At 36.1% G+C, this 18,001-nt stretch carries 12 protein-coding genes and 1 tRNA gene; 12 read left to right on the top strand and 1 reads right to left on the bottom strand.

What is annotated here, in order from left to right; translation table 11 throughout:
* Window positions 1-145: 145 nt before the first annotated feature.
* Window positions 146-985, bottom strand: a complete 840-nt coding sequence (gene prmC / locus OPR28_RS03090) for a peptide chain release factor N(5)-glutamine methyltransferase (protein ID WP_010962305.1) — start codon at window positions 983-985, stop codon at window positions 146-148.
* Window positions 986-2,098: 1,113 nt separating this feature from the next.
* On the opposite strand from prmC, the gene rpsL reads away from it, so the two are divergent.
* The 12 genes from rpsL to OPR28_RS03030 all read left to right on the top strand — a co-directional run bounded on the left by rpsL (window position 2,099) and on the right by OPR28_RS03030 (window position 18,000).
* Window positions 2,099-2,473, top strand: coding sequence for a 30S ribosomal protein S12 (rpsL, locus tag OPR28_RS03085; protein ID WP_265016038.1), 375 nt, complete (start codon window positions 2,099-2,101; stop codon window positions 2,471-2,473).
* A 5-nt stretch (window positions 2,474-2,478) separates the two neighbouring features.
* Window positions 2,479-2,958, top strand: a complete 480-nt coding sequence (gene rpsG / locus OPR28_RS03080) for a 30S ribosomal protein S7 (protein WP_007549313.1) — start codon at window positions 2,479-2,481, stop codon at window positions 2,956-2,958.
* Between the two features lie 21 nt (window positions 2,959-2,979).
* Window positions 2,980-5,052 carry an elongation factor G gene (gene fusA, locus OPR28_RS03075; protein ID WP_265023480.1) on the top strand — a complete coding sequence of 691 codons (2,073 nt, stop codon included), beginning with the start codon at window positions 2,980-2,982 and terminating at the stop codon, window positions 5,050-5,052.
* A gap of 11 nt (window positions 5,053-5,063) precedes the next feature.
* Window positions 5,064-6,236, top strand: coding sequence for an elongation factor Tu (gene tuf / locus OPR28_RS03070; protein WP_265016035.1), 1,173 nt, complete (start codon window positions 5,064-5,066; stop codon window positions 6,234-6,236).
* Window positions 6,237-6,249: 13 nt separating this feature from the next.
* A tRNA-Trp gene (locus OPR28_RS03065) sits at window positions 6,250-6,322 on the top strand.
* 19 nt (window positions 6,323-6,341) lie between these two features.
* Window positions 6,342-6,542 (top strand): preprotein translocase subunit SecE, encoded by a 201-nt coding sequence (gene secE, locus OPR28_RS03060; RefSeq protein ID WP_253302494.1) that lies wholly within the window; start codon window positions 6,342-6,344, stop codon window positions 6,540-6,542.
* Complete coding sequence (gene nusG, locus OPR28_RS03055; RefSeq protein WP_265023479.1) at window positions 6,532-7,368, top strand: transcription termination/antitermination protein NusG; 837 nt, start codon at window positions 6,532-6,534, stop codon at window positions 7,366-7,368. Before secE ends, nusG begins: the two co-directional genes overlap by 11 nt.
* Before the next feature lie 2 nt (window positions 7,369-7,370).
* Window positions 7,371-7,811: a 50S ribosomal protein L11 gene (locus OPR28_RS03050; RefSeq protein WP_006279541.1), complete on the top strand. Its 441-nt coding sequence runs from the start codon at window positions 7,371-7,373 to the stop codon at window positions 7,809-7,811.
* Between the two features lie 4 nt (window positions 7,812-7,815).
* Window positions 7,816-8,469, top strand: a complete 654-nt coding sequence (rplA, locus tag OPR28_RS03045) for a 50S ribosomal protein L1 (RefSeq protein ID WP_077188473.1) — start codon at window positions 7,816-7,818, stop codon at window positions 8,467-8,469.
* Window positions 8,470-8,481: 12 nt separating this feature from the next.
* Window positions 8,482-9,000: a 50S ribosomal protein L10 gene (gene rplJ / locus OPR28_RS03040; RefSeq protein WP_265023478.1), complete on the top strand. Its 519-nt coding sequence runs from the start codon at window positions 8,482-8,484 to the stop codon at window positions 8,998-9,000.
* Between the two features lie 26 nt (window positions 9,001-9,026).
* Complete coding sequence (gene rplL, locus OPR28_RS03035) at window positions 9,027-9,428, top strand: 50S ribosomal protein L7/L12 (protein WP_007551887.1); 402 nt, start codon at window positions 9,027-9,029, stop codon at window positions 9,426-9,428.
* A 58-nt stretch (window positions 9,429-9,486) separates the two neighbouring features.
* The gene (locus OPR28_RS03030; RefSeq protein ID WP_265023477.1) at window positions 9,487-18,000 is read left to right on the top strand and encodes a DNA-directed RNA polymerase subunit beta/beta'; all 8,514 of its coding nucleotides are present in this window, start codon (window positions 9,487-9,489) and stop codon (window positions 17,998-18,000) included.
* The last annotated feature ends 1 nt before the right edge of the window (window position 18,001 follow it).

The raw sequence follows: 18,001 nt of genomic DNA, 5'->3' as shown, positions 1-18,001 counted from the left end.
TACCATAAATCCATATCTTACCTTATTTGGATTATTATGAGAAGAGCTATAAATATAGATCCAAGTAGTCACGCTACTTGGATGACTAGGTAGAGGGTACTGGGATGATATAGGATAATATGGGATGAAGGCAAAAAAACATTAGCTATGTTCTTTTCACAACAATGCATCTCTTCATTCCCGCTAAGTCATATACATATTCCTGAAAAGCTAATTCGTATGAGGGGATTATTTTGTCAATATTGCTTTGATCTTCACCTATCTCCAATATCGCAAACCCATTTTTTTTAAGGCACTTTCTCAATATTGGAAAAATGCTCAAATAACAGCTCAAACCATCAATACCACCATCAAGGGCAATTCTTGGTTCCTTTTGCACTTCAGCTTGCAAGTCTTTCAATTTGCTTCTTTTAATATATGGAGGATTACTGATTATAAGATCGAATGAACCTCTGCACTCTGTCCACGAACTTGGAAATATTTTGGCTCTGCTGAGAAGATCATGTTTTTTTGTGTTCTGATAGGCAACTTTATATGCTTCCAAGCTTTTTTCAAAACCGACGCCAACAGCATATTCATACTCACTAAGTACGGATATCAATAAACAACCTGTGCCTGTACCAAAATCTGCAATTTTTAGTTTCTGTTTTTTGTTTGGGTAATATTTTAACACTGCTAGGATTATTGTTTCACTATCTGGCCTTGGATCTAAAACATGCTGGTTAACTATAAAATTTTTACTCCAGAATTCACGATTACCTATTATTTGCGATATTGGATATCTTTCCGCTCTTTTTTTTGTTAATTTCCAAAATAAAAGTTCTTTCTCCATCGGCACTTGATCAGCATGGTTCACAATTATAAATGATCTTTCCACTCCAAGTACGTGCTGCATGATGATTTCACAATCTAAATGTGGTGATTCAACTTTATGTGACGATAATAACTCCGATCCTTCTTGAATTAAAGTGCTGATTGTTTTCATTATTCTAAAAATATGTTTCTTTCAGCCAAAAATAGCAAGATGAGCTTCCAGTTTAGGGTAGCTGCACTAAATCCCAGTGTCAAGCACGCAGCTGTACGAACATTGCAATTTGCAGATCCAAGTAGCTTGACTACTTGGATCCAGCTAAGTTGGTGAGCATAAAAGTATAGCTAACGCGAGCTTTACGTCATACCGTCACGGTATCTCTAGATTCCGCTAACACGTAGCGGGACGACGAGGTCAGGGTGTCATCCTAGTACCTTCTCCTGTCATCCCAGTGCCCTGACTACTTGGATCCAGGAAAAAGAATGGTGTCATCCAAGTAGCCTCCCTCCCCTGTCATCCCAGTGCCCAGACACTGAGATCCAGAAAAGTTTGCTTGTAAGCAAGCAAACTAGCACAGAAAGTGGTTACAACATTTTCGATGAGATTATATGGAAAACTGGATTCCAGTGTCAAGCACTGGAATGACACCTTCCTGCTCAGTTCATGTTGCCATAAATATTAAGAAATTTACCAAGCAAAAAAAAGGCAAAAGAAGCCCTAGTCATTGTCTATTTTCAGTATTGGCGTTTTTTAAGTCTTAAACACTGCAATTTAGCTGCTTTTAAATGCAACTCACCTTAGTTTAAATGTTTAAGAAATTTACTAAGCAGAAAAAAAGGCAAAAGATATCCCGTATTAGCTAGTTGTCACTCTCTAATCCTGCAAATTGGCGTACTATACTGTCTTAAACGCTTTATAAGCGCGTTTCAGCTTATATAGGTAAAAACCCAGAAATGTTGTGAAGACGTAAAGTGTGCATAGTGCAAAAAATTAAAAATAAGACGCCAATTACGTAATACTGTTGTCATTTAATCTGCACAGATTGAAGATAAATAAATACCTTCAGTACCATGATAATGGGGCTGGCGAAGGGTGTCAAGTAAGTTTTTTCGTTTCTACTGAATGACAGTTGTGGCTTGGGAGGTGATGCAAGAAGTCTACTGATGGCTTTCAAAGCAGTTGAGCTTAATTATTAGAGTAGTAATGTTTATTTTTATATTGACTATTGAGGTTTATTATTTTATAACTAAAAACTTAGTTATTTTAATGAGCTTGAGTTTATAACATATGCCTACGATAAATCAATTAATACGTAAAGGTAGATTAGGATTGACCCATAAGAAAAAGGTACCAGCTTTGGGAGAAAGCAACCCTCAAAGGAGAGGTGTTTGCACTAAAGTGTATACTACAACTCCTAGGAAACCTAACTCAGCACTCCGTAAGGTAGCCAGAGTAAAAATTGGTGGATATGGTGAAGTGACAGCTTATATACCTGGTGAAGGTCATAATTTACAAGAACACTCTGTTGTTTTGATACGTGGTGGGCGGGTTAAAGATTTGCCAGGTGTGCGTTATCACATAATAAGAGGTGCCCTTGATCTGCGTGGTGTGCAAAATCGAAAGAAAGCTCGTTCAAAATATGGTGTAAAGAAATCTGGTTAAAGTTTATGGCTCGTCGGAATAAAGCAAAAAAAAGAGAAATAAGTCCTGATTCGCGTTATGGCAGTGTTTTGCTGATGCGTTTCATTAATACAATCATGAAATGTGGTAAAAAATCTACTGCAGAAAAGATTATCTATGACGCTTTGTCTTTAGCTGAAAAGAAAATAGGTGAAGGTGGGTTATCAATTTTTGAAACAGCAGTAGGAAATGTTACTCCTTCTATAGAAGTGCGTTCTCGACGTATTGGTGGTGCAACTTATCAAGTGCCTGTTGAAGTTCGACAAGATAGAGCGGTTTCTTTAGCGTTAAGGTGGATTGCTAAAGCAACTTCTGCTGCTCGAAAAAAGAGTGGAAAAACAACTGTTGATTGTTTGCAATCTGAAATACTGGATGCTTATAATAAACGCGGTGGTGCGTTTAAGATGTGCGAAGAAAAATATAAAATGGCTGAGGCTAATAAGGCATTTTCTCATCTTCGTTTTTAATGTTAGCTAATTAATTGTGATATGGAAATTGGGATATCTAAATACAGAAATATAGGGATAATGGCTCACATAGATGCTGGTAAGACTACCACAACAGAGCGTATTTTATTTTATACTGGTAAGCAAAATAGAATTGGTGAAGTGCACGATGGTGCAGCTTCTATGGATTGGATGGAGCAGGAAAAAGAGCGTGGTATTACAATCACATCTGCTGCAACAACATGTTTTTGGAATGATCATAGGGTCAATATAATAGACACTCCTGGTCACGTTGATTTCACTATTGAAGTTGAGAGATCTTTAAGGGTTTTGGATGGTGCAGTTGCTGTATTTGATGGAGTTGCTGGAGTTGAACCTCAATCTGAGACAGTGTGGCGTCAAGCTGATAAATATAGCGTTCCTCGTATCTGCTTTGTTAATAAGATGGATAGAATAGGGGCAAATTTTTATCGATGTGTTGATATGATAAAGACGAAGCTTGGTGCAGCACCTTTAGTTATTCATTTACCAATAGGGAGTGAGAAAGATTTCAAAGGTATAATTGACCTTATTTCTATGAAAGCCATTATATGGCAAGAAGAAACGTTGGGCGCTAAATTTTCTTATGAAGATATTCCTTCTGATTTGCTTGATAAGGCTCAAGAATATCGAAATCTTTTATTAGATGCTGCAGCTGAGATGGATGATGAAGCGATGAATACTTACTTTGAGTCTAATGATCTGCCAGTGGATTTACTGAAAAAATGCGTGAGAAATGGGACCATTAAAGGAAAATTTGTTCCTGTGTTATGTGGATCAGCTTTTAAAAATAAAGGCGTACAACCACTTTTAGATGGTGTGGTTGACTTTTTACCTTCTCCTATTGATGTTGATGTAATTGTTGGAATTGATCCTAAAGATTCAGAAAAGAAAATTGAGGTCAAACCTTCAGAAAAAGAGAAATTTGTTGCTCTTGCATTTAAAGTGATGACGGATAAATTTGTAGGCAGCTTGACGTTTATCCGTATTTATTCTGGTAAATTAAAGTCTAAATCTACCGTTTCAAATGCGTTAAAAAACGAAACTGAAGGGATTGGCAGAATGTTACTTATGCATGCAAATAACCGAGAAGATATAACTGAGGCTAGGGCTGGAGATATAGTTGCTTTAGTTGGGCTAAAGAAAACAACCACCGGAGATACTTTATGTTCTGTTGATTTTCCTATATTATTGGAGCGTATGGAATTTCCTGAGCCTGTTATTGAAATTGCTGTGGAACCTAAAACCACTTCAGATCAGGAAAAATTAGGTATTGCTCTAAATAGGTTGGTTGCAGAAGATCCTTCTTTGAGAATGTCAGTAAATGCGGAAAGTGGCCAGACTATATTGAAAGGCATGGGTGAGCTCCATCTTGAGATTATTGTTGATAGAATGAAGCGCGAATTTAACGTTGAGGCTAACGTCGGTGCTCCTCAGGTTGCATATCGTGAAACTATCACTAAATCTGTTGAAATTGATTACACTCATAAAAAACAATCTGGTGGAGCTGGTCAGTTTGCTAAGGTTAAGATAAAATTTGAACCTCTTGAGCCTGGTTCTGGGTTTCAATTTGAAAGTAAAATTGTAGGTGGTGCTATTCCAAAAGAGTATATTCCTGGGGTAGAAAATGGCTTGGAGTTGATAAAAGAAGGTGGTATAATTTCGGGATTTCCGTTGATTGATTTTAAGGCTACCCTTCTTGATGGTGCTTTTCATGAGGTTGATTCTAGTCCTTTAGCTTTTGAACTTGCTGCTAAAGGTGCTTTTAAAGAGATGGCAAATAAAGCTGGTCCAAAAATGTTAGAACCTGTGATGAAAGTTGAAATCATTACGCCTGAAGAGTATATGGGTGATATCATGGGCGATGTAAATAGCAGAAGGGGGCAAGTTTCAAGTATGGAAACACATAATAGTAGCACTATAATTCTTGCTTTCGTACCTCTTGCGAATATGTTTGGTTATATAAATGTTTTGCGTTCTATATCGCAGGGAAGAGCTCAGTATAGTATGCATTTTTCTTATTATGAACAAGTACCACAATATGTGGTTGATGAGTTAAAGTTAAAGTATAATTAAGGGTAATAATTATGACAGCAATAGTGGAAGCATTTGGAAAGCCGCATGTAAATGTGGGAACAATAGGACATGTGGATCATGGGAAGACAACGTTAACAGCGGCAATAACAAAGCATTATGGAAATTTTGTAGCGTACGATCAGATAGATAAAGCGCCAGAAGAAAGGAAGAGGGGGATAACGATAGCAACAGCGCATGTTGAGTATCAGACGGAAAAAAGGCATTATGCACACGTTGATTGTCCTGGACACGCTGACTATGTAAAGAACATGATAGTAGGTGCAGCACAGATGGATGCGGCGATATTGGTAGTGTCAGGGGTTGATGGGCCAATGCCACAAACGAGAGAGCATATATTGCTGGCGAAGCAGGTGGGTGTTGGATATATCGTGGTGTATATAAATAAAGCTGATGTTGCTGATGCTGATATGATAGATTTAGTAGAAATGGAAGTGAGGGAATTACTGAGTAAATACGGATTTCCAGGGGATGAAGTGCCTGTGGTGGTTGGTTCAGCACTCAAGGCGCTGGAGGATGACAGCAGCGAATATGGAAAGAAATCAATAGATAAATTGATGGAAAAGTTAGATGAATATGTGGCGGTTCCACCAAGGCCTGTGGATTTACCATTTTTATTGCCAATCGAAGATGTATTTTCGATATCGGGGCGAGGAACAGTGGTAACAGGAAGAATAGAAAAGGGAGAGATAAAGACGGGAGAAGAGATAGAGATAATAGGTCTGAAAGCGACGCAAAAGACGATATGCACAGGTGTAGAAATGTTTAAGAAGTTGCTGGATAAGGGGAGTGCAGGACTCAATGTAGGAATATTGCTCAGAGGAACAAAAAGAGAAGAAGTGGAGAGAGGGCAAGTATTAGCAAAACCGGGGACGATAACGCCGCATAGAAAGTTTAGGGCGGAGGTTTATATATTAAAGAAAGAGGAAGGAGGAAGGCATACACCATTTTTTGCGAATTACCAGCCACAGTTTTATTTAAGGACAACGGATGTAACTGGGAGCATAAAATTACTAGATGGGAAGGAGATGGTAATGCCAGGAGATAATGTGAGTGTAGAAGTAGAATTGCAAGTACCGATAGCAATGGATAAGGGATTGCGTTTTGCGATAAGAGAAGGCGGTAGAACTGTTGGTTCTGGTGTTGTTTCTGAAATTTTGGAGTGAGAGTTTGAGTTATAGGAGTGTAGCTCAATTGGTAGAGCGCTGGTCTCCAAAACCAGAGGTTGTAGGTTCAATTCCTATCGCTCCTGCATTAATGTTGTGGTGAAAATGTTAAAAAGTTTGTGTGTTTTTTTCTATGATATAAAGCAAGAAATACGAAGAATTGCTTGGGTAAAGAAACAGGAGGTGTTGTCATCTCTATTTGTTGTGATGACTGTTATATTATGCTTTTCGATTTTCTTCTGTTTTGTGGATTTTATGTCTCTTTACGTAATTAAGGCTTTATTTGGAATTATTTATGGAATGTGAATATAAATGGTATATCATTAGAGTTGATTATGGATATGAGCAAAATATACGCGAATTGGTAAGTAATGCTGTTTATTTTAAGGAAGTGTTTATTCCTTATCAAACGTTATGTAATTCAAAGTCTGATATAAAAGAGTTATGTGAAGTGTATGTATATATGCATCTATGTGATGAAAGCAAAAATATTTTGAATCAAACGCCTGGATTCTGCAGTGGCGAATCTGGTGATTTTGAGATGATTTCAGATGATGAGATAAGTTTAAAGTGCAAAGAATTTAATAGATATAAATGGTATATCTTGAGAGTTGCTTCCAATTGTGAAGAGAAAGTGCGCCAACATATATTGGAAAATTCTATGAGATTGGGTGTTAATGGTTACTTTAAGGAAGTTTTTATTCCATATGAAGAGCTAAGTGAAGTAGAGTTGAAATCTAAGAAAATTGCTACACGAAGGAAATGCTTTCCTGGTTATGTCTTTTTATACGTGAATTTATGCGATGAAGTATTGAATTTTATCAATAATATACCAAAATCTCTTAAGGTTTATGGATTTTTGAAAAACGGTAATATTCCAAAGGTGATTTTGGATGATGAGATTCACTCAATGTGTAATGCACTTTATAATGCTCAAGAGACAAAGAAGTTAGGTTATGGTTATGAAAAAGGTGAAAAAGTGAAAATTAATGATGGTCTTTTTCAAAATTTTACTGGTAAGGTAAATATGGTAAACGATGAGAAAAAAATTATTAATGTGGAAGTATCGATTTTAGGTAAGCCGACAATAATAGAGCTTGATCTGGCTCAAGTAGAGAAAATAGAGGATTAATTATGAGTGTTATAGTTGCTAAGATTAACTTACTTATGGAAGCTGGGAAAGCAGTTCCAGGACCGAAAATTGCTTCAGTACTTGGTCCACGTGGTATACCTGTTCCTAAGTTTTGTGAAGCTTTTAATAAAGTTACTAGTGCTGCTAACGCTAATTATAAAGTAGGCGATTTAGTAACAGTGCGAATTTCCATAAAGGATGATCGCTCTCATGATTTTACTGTCAGCGGTCCGCCTGTGGCTTATTTACTTAAGCAGGAGGCTAAATTAAGTAAAAGTTCTGGTAATCCTGGTAAAGAATTAGTGGCTAAATTACCTATGTCTGCTATAATTAAAGTAGCAAAGTGCAAGATGGTTGATATGAAAGTGGATAATGAAGATTCAGCAGTGAAAATGGTTGTAGGCACTGCAAAATCTATGGGTATAGAAGTTGTGGAAGGTTAGGTAAATGAATACATATAATGATAATCCTAAGCAGTGTTTGAGGAAGATTGTTGAGTCTGCTTCAGCAAAATTTAATGAATCAGTTGATATTGCGGTCAATTTAGGCGTAGATTCACGTAAATCTGAAGAGCAGGTGCGTGGTACAGTAGTTTTGCCTAAAGGTATCGGGAAGAATATTAAAGTAGCTGTTTTCGCTCAAGATAAACATTTATTAGAAGCTGAAAAAGCTGGTGCTGATATTGCAGGAGGAGAGGATTTAGTTGAAGAAATAAAAAAAGGTAGAAAGTTAGATGTTGATTGGTGCATTACTACTCCTGATTTTATGGCAAAAATCACTCCTATTGCAAAAGTATTGGGTGCTAAAGGGCTGATGCCTAACCCTAAATTTGGTACTGTGACTTCTAACATTGCAGAAGCTATTAAAACCATTAAGTCTGGTCAGGTAAAATTTAGAACAGATAAAAATGGTGTTATTCATGGTAAATTAGGAAATATTAAATTTGATATTGATGACTTGCTAGAAAATTTAAAAGCCTTTCTTAAAGTAATTAAAGATAATAAACCTATTTCTGCGAAAGGAATTTACTTTAAGGGTGTTTTTTTAAATTCAACTATGGGTAAAGCTTATAAGATAGGCAAAGTGGAAGATATAATTTAAGGGAGTGATACCGTGAAGCGTAAAGATAAGGATGAATTTATACAGAGCACAATAAACGTATTTGTAAATAATGATTTCTTGATATTAGTAAATTTTAAATCTATAAATGCTAATGATTCATTAACTCTGAGGAATAGTCTGAAGTCTATAGCAGGTGGGGTATTAGTAGTTAAAAACACTCTAGCGCGCTTGGCTTTGGAAAGGATTGGTAAATTCTCTTATTTATCAGGCAAATTTTCCGGTCCTGTTGCTATTATATACTCTAGTGGCATAGTAGAAGCTGCAAAATTAATAGTTGATTTTACTAATGCTAACAAAGAAAAAATGTCTGTGATTTGCGCAGCTCATTTAAATGAATTGTTAACAGTGGAAGATGTTAATAAACTGGCTAAGTTGCCTTCTCTGGGTGAATTGCGTGTTAAAATTATGCGTTTAATATCTTATGATATTCCTGCTCGGTTAGCGTTGTCTATTAATTCATCTTCTATGAGGCTTATGAGAGTTTTGGATTATTATAGTTCTAAAAAATAAATTTGTTGTTAAGTAAGGTGGTAATTATGAGTAATGTAACAAGTGATTTGGTTGATAAAATATTATCTTTAAACCTATTAGAGGCTTCTGAACTTGTAAAAGTTTTAGAAGAGAAAATAGGGTTGCCTGCTGGTTCTTTTCTTGGTGGAGCTGTTGGTGCTGGGGCGCCTATTGGTGATAATGCTGCTGCTCCTGCTGCTCAAGAAAAAGCTGAGTATAAAGTTGTGATTAAAGAAATTGATGCGAGTAAAAAAATAGGAGTTATTAAAGCTGTGAGAGAGGTTAATTCTACATTGGGTTTAAAAGAAGCAAAAGAGTTGGTTGAATCTTTACCTAAAGATTTGACTGCTAATGTTCCTAAAGACGAAGCAGAAAAAATCAAGCAAAAACTTATTGAAGCAGGAGCAACTAAAGTGGAGCTTGAATAATATTTAATGTATTAATTTTATATTGATATAGCTCTTTTAATTAGTTTGGGGTATTTTAATGGTTGATTCTTCTTATATGTACGCTTCTGGTGCTTTTGTTCCTAGAGTTTCTTATTCTAGGTCGATTGATTTAAAAGATTCTTTATTGGATTTGGTTAAGGTTCAAAAAGAATCATATGATTCTTTTACTCCTAAGAATAAGGGTAATGAAAGACTTGAAGTTATCTTTCATACAATCTTTCCAATAAATGATCCTTTGCGTAGGGCTACTATTGAGTTTATAAGTTGTAGGGTAGATGATCCTAAGTATGATGAATCTGAGTGTATAAAGCGTGGTGTAACTTTTTCTGCTCAGGTTATTGCTTCTATACGTCTTGTTGTTATGCAGGATGGTATTTCTCTTGATGAATATAAATCGATTAAAGAGAGTGGAGATCATTCTAAACTTGCAACCGTTGTAAAATCTATAGAAGAGCAGAAAGTCCACTTTTGTGGGTTGCCTATGATGACTGATAAGGGCACTTTCATCATTAATGGTGTGGAAAAAGTTATCGTCTCACAAATGCATAGGTCTCCTGGTGTATTTTTTGATAGCGATAAGGGAAAAACTTACAATTCTGGTAAATTGATCTATTCTGCTAGAATTATTCCTTATAGGGGTTCTTGGCTTGATATTGAATTTGATGTTAAAGACCATTTGTATTTTCGTGTTGATAGAAAAAGAAAATTGCCAATTTCAGTTTTATTAAAGGCGTTGGGTCTATCAAATAATGATATACTCGATAGATTTTATGAGAAAATAAAGTATGTAAAACATAAAGATGGTTGGAAAGTGCCTTTTGTTCCTGATAAATTTAAAGGAGTGAGGCTGCCTTTCGACTTAATGGATATTGAAGGTAATGTGCTGCTTAAAGCTAACGTTCGTATTACCTCAAGACTAGCTAAAAAGCTATATGATAATGAATTGAAAGAGTATCTGGTTCCTTTTAATTCTATATGTGGTTTATTCCTCGCAGAAGATTTAATGGATAGTGCTAGCTCTACGAAAATTTTATCTGCTGGTGAATCTATAAAGCTGGAAGACATAAAGAAGCTTGAGTTATTATCTGTAGATGAAATATCAGTGTTGAACATAGATAATTTGTTTGTTGGACCTTATATATTAAATACGCTTTTCTTAGATGAAAACATGTCTTATCAGGATGCACTATATGAAATATATAGAGTTTTGCGTCCTGGTGAAGTTCCTGTTTTAGAGATAGTAGAAGAGTTTTTCCGTAATCTTTTCTTCAGTCCGGAATATTATGATTTGTCTAACATTGGTAGGTTGAAGCTTAACTCTTACCTTGGATTAAATTATGATGAGGATTTAACTGTTTTAACGCATGAAGATATTATTGAAATTGTGAAAAAAATAGTATTGTTACGTGACGGTCAAGGATCTGTAGATGATATTGATCATTTAGGAAACAGAAGAGTAAGATCAGTTGGAGAGTTTATAGAAAATCAATTTAGAACTGGGTTGTTGAAATTGGAACGCGCAATAGTTGATTCTATGTCCACTTCTAGTTTAGATAAAGTTTCTCCATCTGATTTTATTAATCCAAAAGTGTTAACTAATGTTTTAAGAGATTTCTTCAATTCTTCTCAATTATCTCAATTTATGGATCAGACTAATCCGTTATCTGAAATAACACATAAAAGAAGGTTATCCGCGTTAGGTCCTGGCGGTTTAACAAGAGAACGGGCAGGATTTGAGGTGCGTGATGTTCATCCAACTCATTATGGAAGAATTTGCCCTATTGAGACTCCTGAAGGGCAAAATATAGGGTTAATCAACAGCTTAGCTATATACGCGCGTATTAATAAATATGGTTTCATTGAAAGCCCTTATAGAAAAGTAGTCAATAGGGTTGTTACTGATCAAATTGAGTATCTTTCTGCTATAGACGAAGGCTCACATCATATAGCTGACACTAGCGTAAAGCTTGATGAAAATAATTGCTTTGTTGATGACATGCTATACTGTAGATATGCTGGTAGCTTTGTCATGGTAAGTAGCGACCAAGTTAGTTACATTGACGTATCTCCTAAGCAGGTAATATCAGTTGCAGCTTCCTTGATTCCATTTTTAGAAAATGATGATGCTAATAGAGCATTAATGGGCTCAAATATGCAACGTCAGGCCGTACCTTTATTGAAGCCTACCGCTCCTCTGGTTGCTACTGGTATGGAGTCTTTTGTAGCTTCTGGCTCTGGTGCTGTAGTTTTAGCAAAACGCGATGGCATAGTTGATAGTTCTGATAGTAACTCTATAGTTATACGTGCTTTTGATAAAGAAAGGGTTAACTACTTGGACGTAGATATTTATCATCTAAGGAAATTTCAGCGTTCTAACCATAATACTTGTATTAATCAAAGACCGCTAGTGTGCGTAGGTGATTATGTTAAAAAGGGTGATGTAATAGCTGATGGTCCTGCAATTAACAGTGGTGAGTTGGCGCTTGGTAAAAATTTGCTAGTCGCTTTTATGTCTTGGCAAGGTTATAATTTTGAAGACTCTATTATTATTTCTAGTGAAGTTGTTAAAAAAGATCTCTTTACTTCTATTCATATAGAAGAATTTGACTGTGTTGTACATGATACCCCTTTAGGATCAGAAAAAATAACTCGTGCTATACCTGGTGTTAATGAAGAAAATCTATATCACTTGGATGATAGTGGTATAGTGAAAATTGGTACAAGAGTTGGTCCAGGCTATATTTTGGTAGGTAAAGTTACACCTAAACCTTCTCTTTCATTGCCTCCTGAAACGAAGTTATTAATGACAATTTTTGGTGAAAAGTCATTCGATTGTGCGGATTCCTCTTTATATACATCTCCAGATGTTGAAGGGACAGTAATTGATGTACAAGTCTTTACACGCAGGGGGGTTGAAGAAAATGAAAGGGCATTACTCATCAAACAAAAAGAGATAAATGACTTTGAGGAAGAGCGAGATTATATAATCAATGTTACTAGTGAATATTTCTATGATGAACTGAAGAAACTTCTTATTAATTCTGGTTCTCAAGATCGAGAAAAATTTGACTCTATTGAACGTGAGCAATGGTGGGGTATAGGATTAAAAAACCAATCCATTTCTGAGCAAGTTAAGAGCTTAAAAAAAGATTTTGATGAAAAAGTATCACATGCAATAGCACAGTTTAAGCGAAAAGTAGAAAAATTACATGAAGGTTATGACCTGCCTCAAGGTGTGTCGATGTCAGTAAAAGTTTTCATTGCTGTGAAACATAGTCTGCAACCAGGGGATAAAATGGCTGGTAGACATGGAAATAAAGGTGTGATTTCTCGAGTTGTGCCAGTGGAAGATATGCCTTATTTGGAAGATGGTACTCCTGTTGATATTATTCTTAACCCTCTTGGTGTTCCTTCACGAATGAATGTAGGGCAAATACTGGAAACGCATGTAGGTTGGGCTTGTAGAAAATTAGGGGAAAAGGTAAGTAATATTCTCGATGAGATCAATAAGATCAAAAGTGCTTTTTGCAAGGGAATTAGGTCCCTTAACGATGATAATTTTACACAATTTGCAGTAGCATACCTTGATAATAAAAAAATTGAAAATATTGATGATGATGAAATAACGGCTTCTGTTTTAAATACACCTAATAAGAATGCACTAAATGACGAGTTGAATGAGTTAGTAGAGAACTATTTGAACTCTTGTAAAAGTTCATACAGCAATTTACGTAACTTCCTGATTGAGGTTTATAGCTATGGCAGTAACGTATCTATCTGTAATGATATTCGTAATATTAGTGATAATAATCTCATTGAATTTGCACGCAAATTACGTGATGGCGTTCCTGTTGCTGCACCTGTATTTGAGGGTCCAAAAGATGAACAAATAGCAAAATTATTTGAACTTGCTGGTTTAGATAACTCTGGACAAGCTGTATTATATGACGGTTGCAGTGGTGAAAAATTCGACCGCAAGGTTACAGTTGGTTACATGTACATGCTTAAGTTGCACCACTTGGTTGATGGTAAAATTCATGCGCGTTCAGTAGGGCCTTATAGTTTGGTTACTCAACAACCTCTTGGAGGAAAATCTCATTTTGGTGGTCAGCGTTTTGGTGAAATGGAATGTTGGGCATTACAAGCCTATGGTGCTGCTTATACTTTGCAGGAAATGTTAACTGTGAAGTCTGATGATATTAATGGTAGAGTTAAGATTTATGAATCGATAATAAAAGGTGACAGTAATTTTGAATGTGGAATTCCTGAATCCTTTAATGTGATGATAAAAGAACTACGTTCTTTATGTTTAAATGTAGATTTAAAGCAAAATGATGTAGTGATTGAAGATATATCTCACACTAACATTGCACAACCTTTTAATGAGGTTAGCATATCGATTGCTAGCCCTGAAAGTATTAAGCGTATATCTTGTGGTGAGATAGAAGATGTTTCAACTGCAAATTATCGTACGTTCAAAGTTGAGAAAGGTGGATTATTTTGCCCTAAGGTTTTTGGCCCTGTCAATGACGATGAATGTTTATGTGGAAAATACAAAAAAAGAAGACACAGAGGTCGCATATGCGAAAAATGCGGAGTAGAAGTTACATCTTCTAAAGTAAGAAGAGAAAGGATGGGTCATATAGAGCTTGCATCTCCTGTTGCTCATATATGGTTTTTGAAATCGCTTCCTTCAAGAATTGGAGCATTATTGGATATGTCTCTCAGAGATATTGAGAATATTTTATATAGCGATAATTATATCGTAATAGATCCTCTTGTTTCGCCTTTTGAAAAAGGTGAGATTATTAGTGAAAAAGCTTATAATGAAGCTAAAGATAGCTATGGGATCGATAGTTTTGTAGCTATGCAAGGTGTTGAAGCTATAAGAGAGTTGCTAACGCGCCTTGATTTACATGAAATTAGGAAGGATTTAAGACTAGAATTAGAATCTGTTGCTTCTGAGATAAGAAGAAAGAAAATTATAAAGAGATTGCGTATTGTTGAAAACTTCATTAAATCTGGAAATAGGCCTGAGTGGATGATACTTACAACTATACCTATTTTACCACCTGATTTGCGTCCTTTGGTATCGCTTGAGAGTGGTCGTCCTGCAGTTTCTGATCTGAATCATCATTATAGGACTATTATTAATAGAAATAACAGGTTGAGGAAATTGTTGAGCTTAAATCCTCCTGAGATTATGATTCGTAATGAAAAAAGGATGTTACAAGAAGCAGTTGATTCTCTTTTTGATAATAGTCGTCGTAATACTTTGGTAAATAAAGCTGGTGCTGTTGGATATAAAAAGTCCATTAGTGATATGTTAAAAGGAAAACAGGGTCGTTTTCGCCAGAACCTCTTAGGAAAAAGGGTAGACTACTCTGGACGTTCTGTAATAGTTGTTGGTCCAACTTTGAAACTAAATCAGTGTGGATTACCAAAAAGAATGGCTCTTGAACTATTCAAACCTTTTGTTTACTCAAAGCTTAAGATGTATGGTATGGCTCCAACTATTAAGTTTGCTAGTAAGTTGATAAAAGCAGAAAAACCAGAAGTTTGGGATATGCTTGAAGAGGTAATAAAAGAGCATCCTGTTTTGTTGAATAGAGCGCCTACGCTACATAGACTTGGTATTCAGGCTTTTGAGCCAATCCTTATTGAAGGCAAAGCAATACAGCTTCATCCGCTTGTCTGTACGGCGTTTAATGCTGATTTTGATGGTGATCAAATGGCAGTGCATGTGCCAATTTCATTGGAAGCTCAGCTTGAAGCTAGGGTGTTGATGATGTCCACTAATAACGTTTTAAGTCCTTCTAATGGCAGACCGATTATAGTTCCTAGTAAAGATATAGTACTTGGTATATATTATCTGACTTTACAAGAACCTAAGGAAGATAATTTACCATCTTTTGGTGCTTTTTGTGAAGTTGAGCATTCCTTGAGTGATGGTACTTTACATATTCATTCTAGTATAAAGTATAGGATGGAGTATATTAATAGCAGCGGTGAAACTCACTATAAAACTGTTTGTACAACTCCTGGCCGTTTAATATTATGGCAAATTTTTCCTAAGCATGAGAATCTAGGCTTCGATCTAATAAATCAGATATTAACAGTCAAGGAAATAACTGGTATAGTTGATTTGGTATATCGTAACTGTGGTCAAAGTGCTACAGTGGCATTTTCTGATAAATTAATGGTACTTGGCTTTGAGTATGCCACATTTTCTGGTGTCTCTTTTGGTCGTTGTGATATGGTTATACCTGAAACTAAAGCTACACATGTTGATCACGCGAGGGGTGAAATTAAGAAATTCTCTATGCAATATCAAGATGGGCTAATAACTAGAAGTGAGAGGTATAACAAGGTTATAGATGAATGGTCTAAGTGTACGGATATGATAGCTAATGATATGTTAAAAGCAATATCTATATATGATGGAAATAGTAAGTACAACTCAGTGTATATGATGGTTAACTCTGGTGCAAGGGGTTCTACTTCACAGATGAAACAGCTAGCAGGAATGCGAGGGCTCATGACCAAACCTTCTGGTGAGATTATAGAAACACCTATAATTTCTAATTTCCGTGAAGGATTGAACGTATTTGAATACTTTAATTCTACTCACGGTGCGCGTAAAGGTTTAGCTGACACTGCACTTAAAACTGCAAACTCTGGATACTTAACTCGTCGTTTAGTTGATGTATCTCAAAATTGCATAGTTACAAAGCATGACTGTAAAACAAAAAATGGTCTTGTTGTGAGAGCTACAGTTGAAGGAAGTACTATAGTTGCATCTCTAGAGAGTGTTGTGCTGGGTAGAACAGCTGCAAATGATATATATAACCCAGTGACAAAAGAATTATTAGTAAAAGCAGGGGAATTAATTGATGAGGATAAAGTAAAGCAAATCAGCATTGCAGGTCTTGATGTTGTAAAAATTAGATCGCCTTTAACTTGTGAAATAAGTCCTGGTGTATGTTCTTTATGTTATGGAAGAGACCTTGCAACTGGTAAAATTGTTTCAATAGGTGAAGCAGTTGGTGTTATAGCTGCTCAATCTGTTGGAGAGCCAGGTACTCAGTTAACGATGCGTACTTTTCATATAGGTGGAGTAATGACTAGAGGCGTTGAATCCTCGAATATTATAGCTTCTATTAATGCTAAAATAAAGTTAAACAATAGTAATATAATTATAGATAGAAACGGAAATAAAATTGTGATAAGCCGTTCCTGTGAAGTCGTGTTGATTGATAGCCTTGGTAGTGAGAAGTTGAAGCACAGTGTACCTTACGGCGCTAAGCTTTATGTAGATGAGAGTGGGTCAGTAAAAATTGGCGATAAAGTTGCGGAATGGGATCCTTATACATTGCCTATTATCACGGAGAAGACTGGTACAGTGTCTTATCAGGACTTAAAAGATGGAATTTCGATCACTGAAGTGATGGATGAATCTACAGGAATATCAAGCAAAGTAGTAAAAGACTGGAAATTGCATTCTGGTGGAGCTAATTTACGTCCTCGTATTGTGCTGCTTGACGATAATGGTAAAGTAATGACACTCGCAAGTGGCGTTGAAGCATGTTATTTTATACCAATCGGTGCAGTGCTCAATGTACAAGATGGCCAGAAGGTTCATGCAGGTGATGTTATTACAAGAACACCAAGAGAGTCAGTTAAAACTCGTGATATTACTGGTGGTTTACCGAGGGTTATAGAGTTATTTGAAGCACGTCGTCCTAAAGAGCATGCTATTGTTAGTGAGATAGATGGCTATGTAGCGTTTTCTGAAAAAGACCGTAGAGGAAAACGCAGTATATTAATTAAACCTGTAGATGAACAAATTTCTCCAGTTGAATATTTGGTATCAAGAAGTAAGCATGTAATAGTCAATGAAGGTGATTTTGTACGTAAAGGTGATCTATTGATGGATGGTGACCCTGATCTCCATGATATTTTACGTGTGCTTGGGTTAGAAGCTTTAGCGCACTATATGATTTCTGAAATACAGCAAGTTTATAGATTGCAGGGTGTTCGTATAGACAATAAGCATTTAGAGGTGATCTTAAAACAAATGCTACAAAAAGTGGAAATTACTGATCCTGGTGATACTATGTACTTGGTTGGCGAAAGCATTGACAAGCTGGAAGTTGATAGGGAAAATGATGCTATGAGTAACTCTGGCAAACGGCCTACTCATTATCTTCCTATTCTGCAGGGGATTACTAGGGCAAGTCTTGAAACTAGCTCCTTTATTTCTGCTGCCTCTTTCCAAGAGACAACAAAAGTACTTACAGAAGCAGCATTCTGCGGGAAGAGTGATCCTTTAAGTGGATTAAAAGAAAATGTTATAGTAGGAAGATTAATTCCTGCTGGTACAGGTTTGATTATGAATAAGATCAGAGCACTTTCACTTTGTGATAATGTGGATAAATATGAAAAATATTTTGATATTGAAACTTATGACGAGGAATGGTTGGTGGATAATGGTTGTCATTTACACTCTGGTGAGGAAGAGAGCGTAGTGGCATACGATCAGTCGAATTGAG

It is taken from the genome of Wolbachia endosymbiont (group A) of Epistrophe grossularia (assembly GCF_947251435.1).
GTDB lineage: Bacteria > Pseudomonadota > Alphaproteobacteria > Rickettsiales > Anaplasmataceae > Wolbachia > Wolbachia pipientis.
This window is presented reverse-complemented; position numbering and strand designations above follow the sequence as displayed.